Annotated in this window: 15 protein-coding genes and 4 pseudogenes; 9 read left to right on the top strand and 10 right to left on the bottom strand. The window is 35.6% G+C overall.

What is annotated here, in order from left to right:
• Window positions 1-12 precede the first annotated feature (12 nt).
• From ltrA to pgsA, 4 genes and pseudogenes are all read right to left on the bottom strand, one after another.
• Window positions 13-1,257 carry a group II intron reverse transcriptase/maturase gene (gene ltrA, locus ACE38P_RS02195; RefSeq protein WP_374699355.1) on the bottom strand — a complete coding sequence of 415 codons (1,245 nt, stop codon included), beginning with the start codon at window positions 1,255-1,257 and terminating at the stop codon, window positions 13-15.
• A 52-nt stretch (window positions 1,258-1,309) separates the two neighbouring features.
• Complete coding sequence (locus ACE38P_RS02200; protein ID WP_019078704.1) at window positions 1,310-1,450, bottom strand: hypothetical protein; 141 nt, start codon at window positions 1,448-1,450, stop codon at window positions 1,310-1,312.
• A gap of 331 nt (window positions 1,451-1,781) precedes the next feature.
• Window positions 1,782-2,240 (bottom strand): annotated as a pseudogene (locus tag ACE38P_RS02205) (hypothetical protein); the annotation flags it as partial.
• A 99-nt stretch (window positions 2,241-2,339) separates the two neighbouring features.
• A complete protein-coding gene (gene pgsA / locus ACE38P_RS02210; protein ID WP_006012406.1) occupies window positions 2,340-2,882 on the bottom strand; it encodes a CDP-diacylglycerol--glycerol-3-phosphate 3-phosphatidyltransferase in 543 nt (180 codons plus the stop codon).
• A gap of 121 nt (window positions 2,883-3,003) precedes the next feature.
• Between pgsA and ACE38P_RS02215 the strand changes: the two genes are divergently transcribed.
• The 4 genes from ACE38P_RS02215 (at window position 3,004) to tnpC (ending at window position 6,451) form a co-directional block, all read left to right on the top strand.
• On the top strand, window positions 3,004-4,323 hold the full coding sequence (locus tag ACE38P_RS02215; RefSeq protein WP_374699425.1) for a malic enzyme-like NAD(P)-binding protein: 1,320 nt from the start codon (window positions 3,004-3,006) through the stop codon (window positions 4,321-4,323).
• A gap of 38 nt (window positions 4,324-4,361) precedes the next feature.
• Entirely contained in the window at window positions 4,362-4,580 is a 219-nt protein-coding gene (locus ACE38P_RS02220; protein WP_006012412.1) for a BolA/IbaG family iron-sulfur metabolism protein, read from the top strand.
• Window positions 4,581-4,596: 16 nt separating this feature from the next.
• The gene (grxD, locus tag ACE38P_RS02225; RefSeq protein WP_264375466.1) at window positions 4,597-4,935 is read left to right on the top strand and encodes a Grx4 family monothiol glutaredoxin; all 339 of its coding nucleotides are present in this window, start codon (window positions 4,597-4,599) and stop codon (window positions 4,933-4,935) included.
• A 133-nt stretch (window positions 4,936-5,068) separates the two neighbouring features.
• A complete protein-coding gene (gene tnpC, locus ACE38P_RS02230) occupies window positions 5,069-6,451 on the top strand; it encodes an IS66 family transposase (RefSeq protein WP_374699286.1) in 1,383 nt (460 codons plus the stop codon).
• Window positions 6,452-6,483: 32 nt separating this feature from the next.
• On the opposite strand, the gene ACE38P_RS02235 is transcribed toward tnpC, so the two are convergent.
• Window positions 6,484-6,945: an ankyrin repeat domain-containing protein gene (locus ACE38P_RS02235; protein ID WP_374699426.1), complete on the bottom strand. Its 462-nt coding sequence runs from the start codon at window positions 6,943-6,945 to the stop codon at window positions 6,484-6,486.
• Between ACE38P_RS02235 and ACE38P_RS02240 the strand changes: the two are divergent.
• A pseudogene (locus tag ACE38P_RS02240) lies at window positions 6,926-7,545 on the top strand (transposase); the annotation flags it as partial. The gene ACE38P_RS02235 and the pseudogene ACE38P_RS02240 overlap by 20 nt on opposite strands.
• A 77-nt stretch (window positions 7,546-7,622) precedes the next feature.
• Here the strand turns inward: ACE38P_RS02240 and ligA are convergent.
• The gene (gene ligA, locus ACE38P_RS02245) at window positions 7,623-9,578 is read right to left on the bottom strand and encodes an NAD-dependent DNA ligase LigA (RefSeq protein ID WP_374699427.1); all 1,956 of its coding nucleotides are present in this window, start codon (window positions 9,576-9,578) and stop codon (window positions 7,623-7,625) included.
• A gap of 154 nt (window positions 9,579-9,732) precedes the next feature.
• Between ligA and ACE38P_RS02250 the strand changes: the two genes are divergently transcribed.
• Window positions 9,733-10,461 carry a hypothetical protein gene (locus ACE38P_RS02250; protein WP_374699428.1) on the top strand — a complete coding sequence of 243 codons (729 nt, stop codon included), beginning with the start codon at window positions 9,733-9,735 and terminating at the stop codon, window positions 10,459-10,461.
• A 260-nt stretch (window positions 10,462-10,721) separates the two neighbouring features.
• Window positions 10,722-11,849, top strand: a pseudogene (locus tag ACE38P_RS02255) (IS256 family transposase).
• Window positions 11,850-11,890: 41 nt separating this feature from the next.
• On the opposite strand, the gene ACE38P_RS02260 reads toward ACE38P_RS02255, so the two are convergent.
• Window positions 11,891-12,613, bottom strand: a complete 723-nt coding sequence (locus ACE38P_RS02260) for a hypothetical protein (protein ID WP_374699429.1) — start codon at window positions 12,611-12,613, stop codon at window positions 11,891-11,893.
• A gap of 161 nt (window positions 12,614-12,774) precedes the next feature.
• Between ACE38P_RS02260 and ubiH the strand changes: the two genes are divergently transcribed.
• Both ubiH and ACE38P_RS02270 read left to right on the top strand, forming a co-directional pair.
• Entirely contained in the window at window positions 12,775-13,944 is a 1,170-nt protein-coding gene (gene ubiH / locus ACE38P_RS02265; protein WP_264686456.1) for a 2-octaprenyl-6-methoxyphenyl hydroxylase, read from the top strand.
• 46 nt (window positions 13,945-13,990) lie between these two features.
• Window positions 13,991-14,628, top strand: a pseudogene (locus ACE38P_RS02270) (IS6 family transposase).
• A 143-nt stretch (window positions 14,629-14,771) separates the two neighbouring features.
• On the opposite strand, the gene metG reads toward ACE38P_RS02270, so the two are convergent.
• From metG to ACE38P_RS02290, 3 genes are all read right to left on the bottom strand, one after another.
• Window positions 14,772-16,301, bottom strand: a complete 1,530-nt coding sequence (gene metG, locus ACE38P_RS02275; protein ID WP_264375458.1) for a methionine--tRNA ligase — start codon at window positions 16,299-16,301, stop codon at window positions 14,772-14,774.
• A 390-nt stretch (window positions 16,302-16,691) separates the two neighbouring features.
• Window positions 16,692-17,600 carry a hypothetical protein gene (locus ACE38P_RS02285; protein ID WP_374699430.1) on the bottom strand — a complete coding sequence of 303 codons (909 nt, stop codon included), beginning with the start codon at window positions 17,598-17,600 and terminating at the stop codon, window positions 16,692-16,694.
• 81 nt (window positions 17,601-17,681) lie between these two features.
• Window positions 17,682-19,085 (bottom strand): NAD(P)H-dependent flavin oxidoreductase, encoded by a 1,404-nt coding sequence (locus ACE38P_RS02290; protein ID WP_264730662.1) that lies wholly within the window; start codon window positions 19,083-19,085, stop codon window positions 17,682-17,684.
• Window positions 19,086-19,158: the final 73 nt, after the last annotated feature.

Consider the following 19,158-nt stretch of genomic DNA (forward strand, 5'->3'; position numbering starts at 1 on the left):
AGCTCCCATTATTTAGCCTTTTGATCCTAACCCAAGTGTCCAATGATAGAAAATACTTGGAGACCTCTTTCTCACTTTTCCTAGAAATTGCTTTGCTAGTCTTCCGTGATCACGAAGTTTCTTATATTTTGTCCTGACCCATCTTATGAGGTATCTCTCTATATTTCTGAGAGATGGATACATCTCTGATTTATAAAACCTGCCATAGTACTGAAACCAGCCTCTGACTATTGGATCTATTTTCTTCGATATTTCCTCTAGTGTGGTCCATGTAATCCGATGTATTCTCCATGACTTTATGGTTTTCTTGATCTTCTTCTTGGCTTTGTTACTAATTGCAGGTAGAAATGAGATGAAATAATTCCTCATCTTATTCTTTGCTACTCTAGGTCTAAAAGTATAACCTAGAAAATCAAAGCTTTGTTTAGGAAATTGTTCTTTTCTATCATCATCCTTACTGTACACAATCTGTGTCTTTTCAGGATGTAACTTCAATTTACACTTAGCCAATCTTTCTTCAATCATTACTTTCATAAATCCTGCCTGTCTTTTAGTTCTGCAGTGCACTATCGCATCATCTACATATCTTTCAAATGGTACTGTTGGATAATTTTGTTTCATCCACATATCAAAGGCATGGTGCATAAATATGCTTGAAATGATTGGGCTTATTGAACCTCCTTGCGGAACTCCTTTATCCCTTGTTACCCTACTGCCATCTGCTTGCTGAATGGGGGCTTTCATCCACCTCTCAACATACAGTATGACCCATTTGCAGTCTGTGTGTTTCTTGATAGCCTGCAGTGCTAAATCGTGGTCCAGATTGTCGAAAAATCCAGATATATCAAGATCTACCGTCCAATCATTTTTCCAACATCTCTTCCGTGCTGTGTATATCGCATCCAGTGCAGACTTATTTGGTCTATAACCATATGAATCTTCGTGAAATTTCGGTTCTACTAACGGCTCAAGATACATTGTAGCTGCTGTTTGCGCTATTCTGTCGAATACTGAAGGCACACATAAAATTCTTTGCCCTCCTGTATCTTTTGGTATCGCAACAGCTTTTACCGGCTCTGGAAAATAACTTCCGGATGACATCCGATTCCATAATTTGTATAGATTATCCTTTAGATTTTCTTCAAACTTTGTTATCGAGACCTCATCTACACCTGCTGCACCTTTATTTTTCGATACTTGTTTATAAGCTCTCCAAATAAGTTGCTTCGGTATATCAAAAGACTTTGTTTTATTCATTAACTCCTCCCTTTCGGTTGATAAATAATTAAAACTAAATAACTTAGCCCCTTCACTCCATTTCCATTACAGAAACTTCTTCGCTACTACGAGCTAATCCGCCCCTGTTTTTCGCATCGGTACTCTCATCCTCAGAGATCAGCTCTTTGGACTTCTCCCTTTTCATCGAAACGACAGGTTCCCGTAGTTCCATGCAATAGCCTAAAATAGATTCACGCCACTTTTATGCCGGACGCCACCTACCCAGTAAACAAGCTCCCAGTAGATTCATCCCAGGTTAACGACTACCCCCTGGTTTTGACGTCGTCTCTACGCTTTCGACACTTCATCAGTGGTTCACTTGCGTTCGTCTCTCTATTTCATACATGACACATAATTGTGCCTTTTCCATAACGCTTACTACCTTAGCTCTTTACCAAAGCAGCTTATGGCTGTTTTGAAGCCTGCTCTTGCAAACCGGCTCCGAGGGGCCCTCCCTCATCTACTGCACAGCTTCAACACTTTTCGTGTTTCTACGGCGCACAATCATCAACGGTACAAGGAAGGTCTCTCTTTTCTTTTTCTACTGTTTTCCCACTTTCAATATTCTCCAATTCTCGTTCTTTTTGTGCTATTTTTCTATTATTATAAATTAAATATAGCGTGCAAATAAGGGATAAGACTGTGAAAGGTAATATAGTATGGCCTAATGAGCTGCTTATAAGGCCAAGTAATACCTGATCGCTACATGTTTTTTCGAGCTCAATTGCCATCAATAATGCAAATGGAACCATTGTTACCAATGATACACATTTCCTATGTAGCTCTCTTTTTTTTAGTGTTAATAGTTCTTGTTCGAGCTTTTTGCTTTTTTCTTCCTCTCTTTCTTTTCTGACTTCTTCATCAACTGTTGGCCAAAAATCCCAGAAAAAATCTTCCATTTTAGCACCTTTTTTACCTTTGGATCTTTTTAAAAAAAACTTAGTGCCTGTAATACTAGTCATATGAACAGACCAACTTATGAACTAATACATTATATAGGATTTTAATTACTAAGTCAATGTTATGAAATTATTAACTTTCTTTGTATACTCTTAAGCAATTTAGTCAATCTGTTTGATGCCAGCTAGAACGTAATTATAGCCTGACCACATAGTCATAACAGCCGCAGCCCATAAGCAAACCACACCTATATATTTAGTTGCTTCATAATCACTCATTATTAACGCTACTATAGCAACCATCTGCAAAAATGTTTTAATTTTCCCAGCCTTACTCACAGGTAAACTAACGTTTGTAGCTATCAAGAACTCCCGCAAGCCTGAAACTAATATCTCCCTACAAACAATTATAACTGACGGTATAATTGTAATATCATCTATCTTATGCTTATAAACTAGCATGATTATTGTTGAAGCTACTACTAACTTGTCGGCAATTGGATCAAATAACTTGCCAAAATTCGATTGGACTTTCCATGCACGCGCTAAATAACCATCAAAAAAATCTGTAATGCACGCAAACATAAAGATCAATATTGTTATTAGACTTGCATACTTACTCTCTATATAAAAGCTTGATATTATTGCCGGTATTGCGAGCGCACGAGAAATTGTTAGCAAATTAGGCACGTTTTTCTTAAGCATGTCACATCACCCTACGTAGTAGATAAATTTATACAGAAGTACAATAGAGTTCACAAGCTAATAGTTGAACATTCATAAAAACCCCATATACTTAGGAAATTACTAACAATAAGCTCAAAGCATGAATAATGATTTAGATAACACCACAAAACAAGAAGCACTTAAGTACCATAATAAAAGTGGTAAACCTGGTAAGGTATCAGTTATACCAACAAAACCCTTATCCACACAGCATGACCTATCACTTGCTTATTCCCCTGGTGTTGCAGCCCCATGCCTTGCAATAGCTAAAAATCCTAAAGCTGTTTATGATTACACGGCAAAAAGCAATTATGTGGCTGTCATTTCAAATGGCACCGCAGTGCTGGGACTTGGCAATATCGGTCCTCTTGCTTCAAAACCCGTCATGGAAGGCAAAGCTGTTTTATTTAAGCGTTTTGCTGACATTGATGCAATTGATATAGAAGTTGACACAGAAAACATAGAAGATTTCATCAATGCAGTAAGGTATCTTGGTCCAAGTTGGGGGGGAATAAATCTAGAAGATATAAGATCTCCTGATTGTTTTATAATAGAGAAACGTCTAAATGAGTTGATGGATATTCCGGTGTTCCACGATGATCAACATGGCACTGCAGTAGTTGTTGCAGCTGGTATAGAAAATGCCCTCGATATTGCTGAAAAGAAATTAGAGAATGTCAAGATCATCATGAATGGTGCTGGAGCAGCTGGTATTGCGTGTTTGGAAATACTAAAGTCCATGGGCGCTAAGAACATAGTGCTATGTGACAAACAAGGAGTAATACACAAAGACAGAAAAGAGGACATGAATAAGTGGAAGGAAAAATATGCAATTGACACTAAAGAACGTTCTCTACTTGATGCCATAAAAGGCGCTGATGTATTCATCGGACTCTCTGCAAAGGATGTGCTCAGCGAAGAGATGTTAAAAAGCATGGGTAAAGACCCGATCATTTTTGCTCTTGCTAATCCTGATCCAGAAATAAGGCCTGAATTTGCAAAGTCTGTAAGGCCAGATGCAATAATTGCAACTGGTAGGTCAGACTATAACAACCAAGTCAATAACGTAATGGGGTTTCCTTATATATTCAGAGGAGCACTTGATGTACATGCAACGACAATAAATGAAGAAATGAAAATTGCAGCTGCAGATGCAATAGCGAAGCTTGCCCGCGAATCAGTGCCGAATGAGATATCTGCAGCCTATAGCGGTCGTAAAATGAGCTATGGACGTGAATATATAATACCTACTCCATTTGATCCAAGATTAATTTCTATGGTATCTCCTGCTGTTGCAAAAGCTGCCGTTACCTCAGGTGTGGCAAGAAAGGAAATAGAGGACTGGAATGAGTATGCAAGTCAATTAAAATCTCGTCTTGCTAGTGCTCTCAGCACGCTGAATCTATTGTCTTCACAATAATCAATTGCATATTTTAGACTTATAATTAAAATAAACCAATGACTATTACAATTCACGAGTTAGAGAAAATTATCAAACAATCATTTCCTGATGCTGATATAAAGATTAAGGACCTTGCTGGAGATGATGATCATTATCATTTAAAAATAACTTCCAAGTGTTTTTCTGGAAAGACAAAAATAGAACAACACAGAATGGTATATAAGGCTCTTGAAGGTCAGTCTATACATGCATTGCAACTAGAAACTGGAGCTTAAAATTAAGGTGATATTTATGAACAACTTTGAACAAATAAAAAAAGACATAGCAGAAAACGATGTAGTGCTGTATATGAAAGGCACCTCTGACTTTCCTCAATGTGGATTCTCTGGACTCGTCGTGTCAATTCTCAAAAAATTGAATGTAAAGTTTAAATGCATCAACGTACTTGAGAATGATGAAATACGTCAGTCCATAAAAAGTTTCTCTGATTGGCCAACAATTCCACAATTATATATAAAGGGAGAGTTTGTTGGTGGCTGTGACATAACCCGCGAGATGTATGAAAAAGGTGAGTTACAAAATTTGCTAAAAGAAAAAAAGGTTACACAAATACATCAAGAGATGGGCTAATATACCCCCGTCTCGGTTGTACATGCCCACTTATCTCCTTTACATCACATTTTCGTGTCCGTTCAGCAGAGCGGCAAAATAAGGTAGACAAAGCAAGATAATAAAGATAATCATAGGGTAAATATGAGGTAATATGGTAAACCTTTTAGAACTCTGCAAAAATTTACAGCAAAAAATAGAAAAGTTAGAAGCAAAAATAGAAAGATTGGAAAGAGAGAATGAAAGTTTAAAAGCAGAGCATGAGGCTTTAAAGATAGAGAACGCTGAATTAAAGGAAAGGCTAGGTTTAAATTCAAAAAACTCATCAATTCCCAATTCAAAAGAATTATACAAAATGAAAAAGGAAAAGCCAAAAAGCGAAAGAAAGATTGGTGGTCAAGTTGGGCATAAGGGTAATTATCGTGCTAAAATGGAAGCAGATGAGGTGATAAAGATAGAGTTGTCACCTACTTGCGAATGCGGAGGGAAGATTGCAATATGCGAAAAACCTTATATTCATCAGAAAGTAGATCTTCCGGAGATTAAGGCTTATGTAATGGAATATCAGTTGGAACATGGCCGTTGTCAGAGATGCGGAAAAAGAAGAAGTAGCAAGTTACCAGAGGGTGTTACGCCAGATACATTTGGCCCAAGGGTTAAGTCAGTAGTTGCAGCACTCAGTGGGTTTTATAAAAATTCAAAGCGCGAAGTAGCTAGCATCATAAATGATATCTTCAATTTGAACATAAGCGTCGGTAGCATATCAAATAGTGAACATAGAGTTGCTTCAAAATGCAAAAAAATGTATGAGCAGATCGAACAAGAGATAAGTAGGAGTAAAGTTCTACATATTGATGAAACGAGCCATTATAACAAAGGTAAACTCGCTTGGTGTTGGATGTTTGCAAGCAATACGGCAAGTTTTGTGAAGTTGACAGAGTCAAGGGGAATGAAAGTTTTAAAAAATAGTGTATGCTGCAATCGTAATAGCTTGGTAGTAACCGACAGATATGCAGCATACAACTACTTTGCTGATGAAAGAAGGCAAATCTGTTGGGCACACTTAGCAAGGGATTTTGAAAGATTAGCGCATAGTTGGAAATTTGAAGTTAAAGTTCTGGGCTGTTACTTGAGAAATGTAGCCACTGAGTTATTTGCACTGAAAAAAGCTTTACTAAAAAATGAGATAGATGTTTCAAGATTTATTAGACGTGCCAAGAAATTGCGAAAACGTACAAGGTATTATTTGAAGGAAATATCTCGCTTACCTGAAGCAATTGGAGCGTCTCGAGTTGCAAAGAATATTTTGAAATCTGAAAGAATGATGTGGAAATTTTTAGATGACCCAGAAAATACTCCGCTGACAAATAATCACGCTGAACGGCAAATACGGCATTATGTCGTTTATCGCAAAAATTCATATTTTACACAATCAGAACGAGGAAACTCATTCCTTGAGCAAATAATTTCGTTATACTTAACATGGAAACAGAGGAGGCTAAACCCTTTTCACAATCTTCTATCTATCGTTTCTTAAACCACTCTGCTGAACGGATACACATTTTCAACTTATTGTCTTTGTGCTTTTCTTGATTTAGCATAAGATTCTACTTTTGCCTCTTTTACAGTCGTACCTGGAGCAGTATCTCCGTCACTTTCTAAGCTATCATTAGAAGAAGCTCTCCTGTCACTTTTTAAATTGTCATTGGAAATATCCATATCTTTAGCTTCTACGTTAGCACTTTGCTTAGCAAGATTTTCAACTGTTTGGAGATTTTCTTTCGGAACTGCTGTCAGTTTTTGGTCTAATTTTGCTTGCATTAAATTTACTATCTCTGTGTGATTTCTTTCGCGAGCTAAGTCTAAAGGTGTTTTATTATCCTTACTTTTAGTTTCTATGCTAGCCCCTTGATCAACAAGAAATTCAACAATCTCTTTATGGCCTCTCTCAGCAGCACGGTGCAATGGCGTCCGTCCATCATCGTCTTTAGCTTCTATGTTAGCACGTTGATCAAAATGTATGTATAACATATTAGCAAAATGGCAGAAAAGAAGTTTTGGGTTTTTATTTGGCTGAAAGTGAAGTTCTGGTTGGGAGTACTAAATGACCTAAAGGAGAGAGGAGTAGATGATATTCTGATAGCTTGTGTTAAAAAGCTTTCCTACAGCTATAAATAGCGTATTTCCTAAAGCAGAAATGTATAGTACATCAGATAAGAAATTCACTGAAATATGTATCGAGCAAAAGTTTTCATGAATGATTTGAAAAAAACATATCAAGTAGAGAAATAGCCGAGAATTATTTACTTGAACTGGAGGAAAAATGGGGAGAAAAATATACTTTAGTTTTGGGAGAATAATTGGGAAAATCTGTCTAGTTATTTTAAATATTCTGGCCCTGTAAGAAAGTTAATTTATACCACAAATCCTATTGAAGGGTTACATAGACAGATCAGAAAATTTACTAAAACTAAGGGCTCATTTACTAGCACAAATGCCTTGTATAAACAGGTATATTGTGCTATAAAGAAGGCAGGAGAGAAATGGACTATGCCTGTACATGATTGGGCATTAACCATATCCCAGCTCGACATTTTCTTTCCTGGTAGATTGAAAATTGAGTTGAGCTAAAAATGCGATTTGACACAGTTTATTTAACACTCCCATTCTTCTATCAGTTAATTCATTCCCGTCAGATTAAGTTGTGTTTAGCACAATTTGTTCCACTGTTCTTCATCTAAAATTTCCACACCCAATTCCATTGCTTTTTTATATTTTGAACCTGGATCTTCTCCTGCAATTAAATAGTCAGTTTTAGTAGAAAGGCTTGAACTGATCTTTGCCCCTAAAACTTTAGCTCTTACTTTTGCCTCCCCTCTGCTCATAGCACGTAGCTTACCAGTAAACACTATAATTTTGTTATTCAAAAAAGAATCGCTAGAGTTGGAGCTCACGGGAAGAATTTGCAGATATGCAGTAAGATCATTTAACATTTTAATGTTACGTTCCTGAGAAAAAAACGATTTTAAAGATTCAGCTACTTTTTCTCCTATACCATCTATACCTACCAACTCAACATCATTTGATGACATCGAATTATACCAGTTATCATAAGATACATAATAATTTGCGAGCAATTCTGCTGCAACTTGGCCGATAAATCTGATACCCAAAGAAAATATGAACCTATCTAGAGAGATTACTCTTCTGCTTTGTATAGCACTTAATAGATTAGCTATTGACTTCTCGCCCCAACCATGATGCTCTTTTAAGGAAAACTCTTTTAATCTTTCCTCTAAAATAAAAATGTCTGGAATTTGTCTTATTAGTTCCAGGTCATAAAAAAACTTTATTTGTTTTTCACCAAGGCCAACAATGTCAAATGCATCTTTTGACACAAAATGTTTTAGTTTTTCTACTATTTGAGCCTTGCAATTAAATTCTTTAGGACATCTTACTGCAACTCCTTCAATCTGCACTTTACTACCACATTCAGGACATATGTCAGGAAACACAAATTCAGGCATATTTGCATGACGAGAACCTTCATCTACTTTGACAATTTGAGGAATTACATCTCCAGCTCTTTTAATTGTTACAACATCTCCTTCTCTTATGTCTTTACGTTTTATCTCATCTTGGTTATGTAGACTTGCTCTGCTAACTAGCACTCCGCCAATATTGACTGGTACCAAATCTGCAACTGGAGTTAAAACCCCCGTTCTACCCACCTGTATAAATATTTTATTTAACTTTGTCTTTGCATAAACCGCAGAAAATTTATATGCAAGCGCTGAGCGTGGCGCTTTGTGTGTACTTCCCAGACGACTTTGTAGCACCAAATCATTCACTTTATAGACTATCCCATCGATATCATAATCCAAGTTATAACGATAATCATAGATCTCGTTATAGAACTTTAGCATTCCATTCAAACTACTTGTTAAGGAACGATGCTCATTTACGCAAAAACCAAGTTTCTCAAGTTTTTCTAGTACTTCACTTTGACTTTTCTCTATTCCACCAATTAAAGAATAAGCAAAATATCTAAGAGGCCTTTTTGCTGTAATGTTCGTATTCAATTGCTTTAAAGAACCAGCAGCTGCATTTCGAGGATTAGCGAATTCATTATTTTCATTTAACTTTAAAAAGTCGCTGTTACTGATATATATTTCACCCCTTACTTCTAGTCTTCCTTGCACATCTTGTAAAAACTTAGGAAAGCCTTTTATTGTTGCAACATTGTGAGTTACATCCTCTCCTACAAAACCGTCACCTCGAGTTGCAGCTTTAACAAATTTCCCATCTTCATAAATTGCAGAAAATGACAATCCATCAATTTTTGGCTCACATAATATCTCTATTTCATCTGCAATTAAAAATCTCTTTATTTTAGACAAAAATTTTTCTACACCTTGTTCATCATAAGCATTCTCAAGAGAAAGCATAGGTTCTTGATGTTCCACCTTAGAAAATCTCTCATCAGGCGGAGCACCAACACTATCTTGTGTTGCATAAGCTTCTGGCTCTATTGCAGCTAACTTTTTTTTCAGTTCATCATATTCAGCATCACTTATCTCTGGCTTACTTTTTTGATAATATAAGATATTATGATGATTAATTTGATTTTGCAGTTTTTCTCTCATCTTTTCCAAGTCAGTCATGATACCAATATAATGCTCTTTGCCGTCAAGTCATGAATTTTTTCAAAAGGTACTATAAATTTATACTACTGCCCTGAAAAGCAATACTAATATTAATATAATTTTTGTACTTGTATATTAATGTTAGTATAGTTTTTAAATTAAGGAGTACATTATGAAAGAATACAATTACAAAAATTTAGCTGACGAATCAAACTTCGGCTCTCAAGTGTATCGTGCAGGAATGTTTGATAAAATTCTTGGTATAAGCAAAACAGCAAAAGAAGCTGCGAATCAAGTAATATCTCAAATGGGTAACGATTTAAAACTAGAAGCTAGAAAAGCAGCTCAAGATGAAGTAAAAAAAATAGAAGGAAAAATGCTAACTTTAGCTGAAGAGAAAGCTAACAAAATAGCTAGCGAAAAAGCTAATCAAATAGAAAAAAAAATATCGACTTCAATTGATAAGACAGTAAAGTCAGTAGAAGCAAATGCTGAAAAAGCAGCAAAAAATGCAGCTGAAAAAGCAGTGAAAAAAGTAGGACCAGAAGTTGCAGATTTGCTAAAGCCAGAAATAAAAACTCAGGTAGAAGAAGCAGTAAAAAAATATACTGAAGAAAAAATTGAAAGCCTTATAAAACCTGAAATTACAAGCAAAATAAATGATCTTGTCACTACACAAAGTAAAGAAGTAAGTACACTTTTAGAAGATGAAATGAATAAATTAGTCGAAGATGCACATAAAAATTTGAATGGGAAAATAGATCAGATTAAATGTGAACTTACAAAAGTAAAATCTGATCTCTTAGAAGCTAGTGCAAACAGTTTCCTTGAGAGCACAAAATTATTGTCGCTTATGGCAGAAAATGAAACATGTGAAAACCAAGATTTAGTGTATTTTTAATCACAATAGGGGTTTTATATAAGGTTTTTATGGGTTTTTTAACCCATAAAAACCTTAGGATAAATGAAGAGAAAAGTATCTGTTAAGTTGCATGGCTACTGTGCAAAATATTGAAGCAAAAAGGTTTCATCCCAGTACTTCCTACCTTGTCATCCCAGTGCTCAGACACTGGGATCCATTGTTCCTTTCGGGAGTGTTAAATAAACTGTGTCAAACCGAGAAGTAAAGTAATAAATTGATAAAAAAATGGAGGTTTGACAATGAGTCAAGCAAACACAACTACCGGTTTGGTAGACTATAAAGAATTAGAAACAAATATCTTATCATCTATACGAGAAGGAAGACCATTGACAGGAAGAGATGGAGCATTAACACCATTTATAAAAAAACTGCTAGAGGGAAGGCGAGATAGAAAACCATTTGTCGGCTGAAAGCGAAGAAAACAACCGAAGAAATTCAAAGACTTTACGCACAAGCTCAGGATCATTTGAGCTGCTAACGCCAAGGGATCGAGAAGGAAGCTTTGAACCACAGATAGTCAAAAAAAGGCAAACAACCGAACTTGAAGCAAAGGTTTTAAGTACATATGCCAGTGGCATGGGATATAGCATCGCATGTAGAAGAAATATAAAATATCTGCAGCAGAGATATCAAGTATTACTGACAAATTGTTACCGGTAATCAACGAATGGCGCAGTCGTCCGCTGCAATCTGTATATCCAATAGTGTTCATGGTTTTTTAAGGTCAAGGAGGACGGGCATTGTGTAAGCAAATGTATGTATAACATATTAGCAAAATGGCAGAAAAGAAGTTTTGGGTTTTTATTTGGCTGAAAGTGAAGTTCTGGTTGGGAGTACTAAATGACCTAAAGGAGAGAGGAGTAGATGATATTCTGATAGCTTGTGTTAAAAAGCTTTCCTACAGCTATAAATAGCGTATTTCCTAAAGCAGAAATGTATAGTACATCAGATAAGAAATTCACTGAAATATGTATCGAGCAAAAGTTTTCATGAATGATTTGAAAAAAACATATCAAGTAGAGAAATAGCCGAGAATTATTTACTTGAACTGGAGGAAAAATGGGGAGAAAAATATACTTTAGTTTTGGGAGAATAATTGGGAAAATCTGTCTAGTTATTTTAAATATTCCGGCCCTGTAAGAAAGTTAATTTATACCACAAATCCTATTGAAGGGTTACATAGACAGATCAGAAAATTTACTAAAACTAAGGGCTCATTTACTAGCACAAATGCCTTGTATAAACAGGTATATTGTGCTATAAAGAAGGCAGGAGAGAAATGGACTATGCCTATACATGATTGGGCTTTAACTATCTCTCAACTTGATATCTTTTTTCCTGGTAGGCTAAAAATCGAGTTGAACTAAAAATGCGATTTGACACAGTTTATTTAACACTCCCTATTTCTCTAAAAAATACTATCTTCAACTTGAATATGTTGAAAAATATTTTGCGTATTATCCAAAAAGTCATCCTTTATAGCAGCTAGCTCGGATTGTTTTTGAGATTGTTTTTGAGATAGATTATCTTCTATTGTTCTATTGAAACAATCAAGATCATTGCACTTTAGTTGAGAGCGCATGTCTCCATTTTCATATAAACCTCGTATAACGTCATAATATGCTCGAGTTTCATCAGTTTCTGGTTTTTGCTTTTGTTTTAATATTGCCTTTAATTTCGAATCTATGTCTAATTCTTTTTTTATAGCTTCGTCTAATTCTTTTTTTATAGCTTCAGTAGCATTTTTATAATACTCTTCATGATACTTTTCATAATACTTTTCATAATCTTCAAAATTCTTTAATATTTTGCCTTTTAACTCTTCTTGCGAATCTTTGCTTTTTAACGTTTCTTGCAAATTTTTGTCTTTTAACAACTCGTTAGCGTGAGATTTTTCAATTTTTTGCTTCCATTCATCATACGTATATTTACCACGTTGTGTATCTTGACACTCGCCTCCTACATTAAATAGTTCTTTATTACAGATTGTATTACCCTGATAAAAGTAATCGCTTATATTGATTTTATTATTGCCAGTTATGATTTGTTCAATTGCTTTTTTGTTGTTTACAATTTCTTCTCTGTACCTAGAAGTGCAATTTGATAATTCTTTTTTGCAATCTGTAGTCATAATCTAGCTCCTTTAATAAAATAAAACCTATTTTAGCATGAAATAATTAATACTTTATTACTAATCTGAGGTATACTAAGGTAGTGATAAGAAGTCCAGCATCTACAAAGTTTGTTTAAACTATTTTCAAAACGAATAAAATGTAATTTTAGGTAAATAAAATGAATTACGATGTAATCATTTCAGGTGGTGGGCTAATTGGTCTTATTACTGCTATTGGCCTGAGTAATGACTCTGTATCTGTAGCCGTAATTGAGAAAAATAGTTTACCACGTGCAGTTGATGATAATCGAGCATTTGCCATTTCTCAAGGGTCAAAAAAAATACTAGAAAAATTAGGGATTTGGCAGTTCTTAGAAGATGAAGCTGAACCAATACTTGATATATGCATATTAGATGGAGATAGCCCATTTACTGTGCATTATGACCATAAAATGGTTGGTGAAGAGCCAATGGGTTATGTAATCAAGAGCGCTATTATATGGAATGCAATTAATAATAATTTTTTGCATAAACTCAATATATATTCTCCACGTTTCTATAAAACAATCGCTTGTGACGAAGGATACGTGGAAGTTACTCTTGATAATGATCAAAAATTGATATCATCGCTATTTATCTGCGCTGAAGGTAAAAACTCTAAGCTGCCAGAGTTGTTTTCTATAACAATAATAAAATTTGATTATAAACAAAATAGCATGGTATTTAATGTAAAACATGAACTACATCACCAAAACTTAGCTGTAGAGCGGTTTTTTCCTGGTGGTCCATTTGCAATTTTGCCAATGAAAGGTGGCTATACTTCTTCAATAGTTTGGACAGAAAAATGCGAAATTTCAAAAATGCTGATGAGCTTATCTGAAGAGGAGTTTATCATAGAACTCAAAAAAAGATTTGGTTCTTATTTGGGAGAAATTGAATTAGAGGGTGAAAGAAAATCTTACCCTTTGAGTTTTACTTTTGCGAGAAAGCTTCATAAAAGCAGAATTTTGCTTATTGGCGATGCAGCACATTCAATCCATCCAGTTGCAGGTCAAGGACTTAACCTTGGAATGAGAGATGTAGAGAGTGTTATTAGACAAATAACTGCTGCAAAATCCTCTGGCATTGATGTTGGCAGTAATTATCTATTGAAGAAAATTTCACGTGATAGATACTTTGATAATTTTACTATGGCACTTGCAACTGATGGACTAAATAGAATATTTTCCAACAGAATACTTTGCGTTAAAGTTCTGAGCAATCTTGGTTTAATGGTAGTTGAAAATTCAGATTTTCTTAAAAAACGCTTCATTCGTCACGCTATGGGGTTGGTTCTGTCGCATTTGTAGGGAAGTAGAAAGAAGAATGATATAATTGTCTAAAAAAAAAGCAAAGATGTTTCGTATCAATCAAAAATTGTTGCCATATTTCAAAGGATTTAGCTTTTCAGCGGATGTTATCTGTATACATGAAATGTCGATTCTCTTTGAGCTATCGAGATTTGGAAGAAATGATGAGTATAAGGGGAGCAAAATGCTACGTTACAAAGGTGGGTTATCACCACTGATAGATGAGGCAGTAAGGAAAAGAAAGAAGCAGGTTGGTAGTAGTTGGAGAGACTTACATTAAATTAAACGGTAAATGGGTTTATTTATATAGAGCACTATTGGTAATACTTCCTCTTGTGTGTTAGTAGAGACAAGTCTGCAGCACTTGCATTCTTTCGTAAAGCCTTCAGGAGTAACTATCTTCCTGAGAAAATTGTAATTGATAAAAGCGGCAGTAATACTGCTGCTCTTGATGATTTGAATGCAGAAATTTCTGAAGATTACAGTTCTTCAAATAAAATATCTAAATAATATTGTTGATAGATTTATCAAAAAACTAATAAAGCCAATGCTTGGGTTTAAAAGCTTCCATTCCGCAAAGATTACCATCACAGGCATAGAAAATATTCGTATGATTCAAAAAAGACAAATTATTAAAATAATGTTTCTACTTTTGAGAATTTTGCTATGTTAATGGCTTCATAACTCCTATAATCCCACCTTTAATGATCTTCTTTCCTATGGTTTATAGATTCGACAGAACCTTTTTTTTGACTCTGTTGAATTAAAAAGGCTAACTACAGAACGGCCAACTCAGTCTAGTCTTGTAACGGCTTACTAAGGATTCTTTAAATATCGATCCTCAAAAAAATCGGCGTAGGTTTAGGCAGTGTAATGCCTAAGCTTACACATGCGTTGCACAGAGATTTTAAATCACGTTGTTCTTTTGGAATTTGCAACTGATCGAGTATCATTTTTGCTGACTTTGGAGCAATTGGCTGCAGCAAAATGCCAATCATTCTAATGTATTCAAGTAATTTGTAGATTACTAAATCCATGCGCTCTCTATCGGTTTTACTGAGTGTCCAGGGTGCACTTTTATCTATGTAAGCATTGGCCTTGGAAGAGATATTGATAATCAGGAGTATAATCTGGTTAAATTCATACTTTGATAGATGATCCATTACTTGATCAATTATGGCTTTGCAATTTGGTAAACTCTCATCATCTTTAAGCAAATTGCGATCGACCACTGGTACAACTCCAAAGCATTGCTTGTGCAGAAATGAAATTGTTCTTTGCACTAAATTGCCTATATTGTTTGCCAGCTCTGAGTTTATGCGGCTGATCATGTTCTTCTTACTGAAATTACCATCTTGACCGAAACTTGCTTCCCGAAGGAGAAAATAGCGTAGTTGATCAACACCAAACTCTTCTGCCAGACCAATTGGATCTATAACGTTACCAAGGGATTTGGATATTTTTTCCCCCTCGTTCAGCCACCAACCATGAACTGCAATTTGCTTTGGCAGTGATAAATCTGCTGCAAGGAGGATCGCTGGCCAGTATACAGCGTGAAAACGCAATATGTCTTTACCGATCACATGAACGTTGAAGGAGTTTGTCCAAAATTTCTTATATTCCTCATCTTCTATATTAGGAAAGCCTATTGATGTGAGATAGTTAGTGAGCGCATCTATCCAAACATAAATTACGTGCTTGTCATTCCCTGGTACTTTTATTCCCCAATTAAAACTAGTACGAGAAATCGAAAGGTCAGTAAGTCCTGATTTTACAAACGATACCACCTCGTTTTTTCTGCTCTCAGGAAAGATGAAATTCGGCTGATTTTCGTATAACTCTAGTAATTTATTTTGCCAACTTGACAAACGAAAAAAGTAGCTCTCTTCTTTTATCCACTGAACTTCAGCACCTGTTGGTGCTCTGCCATCTATCAACTCTGATTCCTGATAAAACGCTTCATCACGAACTGAATACCAACCTGAGTAAGAATCCAGATATATTTGCCCTCTCTCTTCAAGCCTATTCCATAAAGCTATAACTGCTTTTTCATGACGTTCTTCTGTGGTGCGAATAAAATCATCATAATCAAAGTTCATTAGCTCAGCCAATTTTCTGAACGTAACACTTATTTCATCTGTAAATTCTTTTGGCTCTATTCCCTTTACCTTAGCCGCTTTTTCAATTTTCTGTCCATGTTCATCTGTACCAGTGGTAAATTTGACGTTCTTTCCAGCTAATTTCATAAATCTAGCTGTAACATCACAGATAAGGGAAGTATATGCGTGGCCGATATGTGGCTTGTCGTTTACGTAATATATTGGCGTAGTGATGTAAAAGCTCTCAAATTGCTCCATCTTGTAGTGCTTAAAGCTTTATCGTATCTGCACTAGTAATAAAAATCAATATATATCCTATCGTACAAGCAATCTGAAAAGCCATTATACCGCTGCGTTTTGCAGCGGTATAATGTGAGTAACTTACGTTTGAGTTGCTATGATATTGTTGTCCATAACTTCACAACTGTACAAACATTCATCTGTGAAAGCAGTGTGTTAAATATTATAGCAGATTTTGCCTCAAACACAAAAATGTCATCCCAGTGCCCAGACACTGGGATCCAGAAAAATTAATTGTAAACAAACGACTATACAACATGTTCAATAAAATTACAAAAAAGCTGGATTCCAGTGTCAAGCACTGGAATGACACTATTTGCTGTACAATTTACCTTCTAAAATCAATGTTCATACATTACATCCATGATTTCCAGAATGTTTTTCCGCATTAGAATGAGAAAACAACCCACTAGGTCTGGTGTCATCATAAGAAGGAGCAGTTGGATCAGTATTAAAATCGTAAGGAGGTGGTGCCTCGCGATGAGAAGAATCTCCCAAATCATATCCAGGTCCTGATTTATGATAGTTAATTACCGCTTCTTCAGCCTTCTTAATATTTTCTGACTCTTTCTTATGTTTCATATGAAAAGCCACACCACCAGCAAGACACACAAGAGAATTAATGCCAAGAATGACTAAACCCCAAACTGGTAAGACTGGGTTAATAGCGAAACCTATCAAAGCTGCTAAAGAAATTGCACCAACTGCAAATTCTATATTTCTGAACATTTTAAGTTGACTATCTAGATAATCTATTTTTTCTGACTTTCTAGCCGTTTTTTCGCTGCTGTTGTACCAAACACACATTAAAGCATGGAAAGCAACACACGCAACTACAGCTACTATCCCTAAAGCTAATAATTTCCTGCTGTCTTCTGAGTCTTTTTTCTTATCTTCTCTGCTTTGGTAGCCAACAGTATCAAAACCAGGGTTATTTATAACTGTAGTACGACCACCAAACAGGTTGCTAAGTAGTAAATAATCCCAAAAATCTAAACCTCTATTATCGTTTATATGTACGTGCGTGACTTGAGGGCCTGTAGTTTGTTGCCTATTGCTTCTATCATATTCTGTACTGTTCTGCTCATTAGTTAGATTACTGAGCTTAAATTCCTTATACGCATCTTCAAAAATTTTATCACTCCAGTTCTCAATATTTTGCATACCACGAGAACGTAAAAATTCTTGAACACCATTGTCACTGCCATTTTCTTTTATATAGTCAAGTGCATACCTTTTTAAAACACTACTACGCATAAAAATTCCCCCAGAATTAAGATTAAATTAATAAAGAATTATTATAACAGAGTAACGTTTTCTTGTCAATTCAACCATACCCTAATACCCAGTTAATATCCTTTCCACCAATTCTTTTACTGTCGGTACGTAGCCATTCTCATAAAATGGGTCTTGCTTAAATCTGTAAACATTGTGTCCAGAAAACATGAGTTCATTTTCAACATTGCCGTCATGTACAATGTTTTGCAGTGTCTTTTGTATACAGAAACTCCGTGGATCTGGCTTTCGCCCTGTTGAATGGTCACCATGATCTTTCCAATTGCTAAACAGACAATGGCTCAAACATCCCATGCAATTAATTTGATCTTGTCTTATCTCCGCAAATTTGCTTGGTGTCACAAAAATAACAGTTGTATCTGGAGTTTTCATTGCCTCTGTATAACCTTCCTGAGTCCACTTATCTGCCAGTTCTTTGTCTTGTGCAGTAAGGTAAATCTTTCTACCTCTGCTGCCCATTGCAAATTCATTGTTAAACTCTCCGCTTGCACTTTCCGAAAATTTTATTTGACGTGAATTCCTCTCCTGTAGCTCACGTATGAAGTTATTTCTTACTGCAGATGAGTAAAACCCTGTTGGACTAAATTTGTTTAAAAATACATCACCTTCTTCTAAAGTAAGTAACTTCTTTTTCCACTCTGTAGAAATCGGGCTTTCTTTTGTTAAAAGTGGACGAGTACCAAGCTGAAAAGCTATTGGTCCGATTTGTAAATTGTCAAACCAATGTTCCCAATCCTTCAAATGCCACACTCCCCCTGCCATAACAATTGGCGTTTCAGCAAGACCAACTTCGTTCATGAAAGATCTAAGCTCTGCAACTCTTTCAAATGGAGCCTGTAGTAATTCCGGATCTTCACTATTACTTAGTCCATTGTGACCACCAGCAAGCCACGGATCCTCGTATACTACTCCACCAAGTAAAAAAGAAGATATTTTTTGGTAAGCACGTTTCCATAACGCTTTAAAAGCGCGTGCTGATGAGATAATAGGGTAATAATAAACTTGATATTTAGCTGCAATTTCTCCGAGTCTGTAAGGCATACCAGCACCGCAAGTGATGCCATGAACTAAGCCTTTTGCTTTTTCTAATATACCATGAAGTACATGTTCTGCTGCCCCCATTTCCCAAAGCACATTCATATGTACTCTCCCATGGCCTTTTGATATTTCATTTGCTATTTTTACTTGACTAACTCCAGCCTCAATGCTATATTTAATTAATTCTTCGTGCTTTTCATTTCTTGTTTTACCTTTATAAATTAGTGGTACCAGCTCGCCATTGCCATCGATAAGTTTAGCATTTGCACCAGAAAACGTACCAACAGCATCCGCTGCAGCAAATGCCCCACTTGATCCTCCATCACTGATTGCAATACCTTTACCGCCCTCAATGATTGGCCACACTTCTTTCCCTGAAATCACTATCTTTTTTATCTTATCTTTCAAAATTTCCTCTTAATCTTTCACTCTATTTTACTTAATTACTAAAAAAATAATAGCTTTTCTTTTTATACCTATG

This window comes from Wolbachia endosymbiont (group A) of Limnophora tigrina (genome assembly GCF_964263225.1).
In the GTDB taxonomy this organism is placed as follows: domain Bacteria; phylum Pseudomonadota; class Alphaproteobacteria; order Rickettsiales; family Anaplasmataceae; genus Wolbachia.

Bases quoted from the DNA above. Each gene is read 5' to 3' on its own strand.
- ACE38P_RS02220 (WP_006012412.1), top strand. From the start codon at position 4,362: ATGACTATTACAATTCACGAGTTAGAGAAAATTATCAAACAATCATTT.
- grxD (WP_264375466.1), top strand. From the start codon at position 4,597: ATGAACAACTTTGAACAAATAAAAAAAGACATAGCAGAAAACGATGTA.
- pgsA (WP_006012406.1), bottom strand. From the start codon at position 2,882: ATGCTTAAGAAAAACGTGCCTAATTTGCTAACAATTTCTCGTGCGCTC.
- ACE38P_RS02215 (WP_374699425.1), top strand. From the start codon at position 3,004: ATGAATAATGATTTAGATAACACCACAAAACAAGAAGCACTTAAGTAC.
- ACE38P_RS02250 (WP_374699428.1), top strand. From the start codon at position 9,733: ATGAAAGAATACAATTACAAAAATTTAGCTGACGAATCAAACTTCGGC.
- ACE38P_RS02235 (WP_374699426.1), bottom strand. From the start codon at position 6,945: ATGTTATACATACATTTTGATCAACGTGCTAACATAGAAGCTAAAGAC.
- ligA (WP_374699427.1), bottom strand. From the start codon at position 9,578: ATGACTGACTTGGAAAAGATGAGAGAAAAACTGCAAAATCAAATTAAT.
- ubiH (WP_264686456.1), top strand. From the start codon at position 12,775: ATGAATTACGATGTAATCATTTCAGGTGGTGGGCTAATTGGTCTTATT.
- ACE38P_RS02285 (WP_374699430.1), bottom strand. From the start codon at position 17,600: ATGCGTAGTAGTGTTTTAAAAAGGTATGCACTTGACTATATAAAAGAA.
- metG (WP_264375458.1), bottom strand. From the start codon at position 16,301: ATGGAGCAATTTGAGAGCTTTTACATCACTACGCCAATATATTACGTA.
- tnpC (WP_374699286.1), top strand. From the start codon at position 5,069: ATGGTAAACCTTTTAGAACTCTGCAAAAATTTACAGCAAAAAATAGAA.
- ACE38P_RS02200 (WP_019078704.1), bottom strand. From the start codon at position 1,450: ATGGAACTACGGGAACCTGTCGTTTCGATGAAAAGGGAGAAGTCCAAA.
- ACE38P_RS02260 (WP_374699429.1), bottom strand. From the start codon at position 12,613: ATGACTACAGATTGCAAAAAAGAATTATCAAATTGCACTTCTAGGTAC.
- ltrA (WP_374699355.1), bottom strand. From the start codon at position 1,257: ATGAATAAAACAAAGTCTTTTGATATACCGAAGCAACTTATTTGGAGA.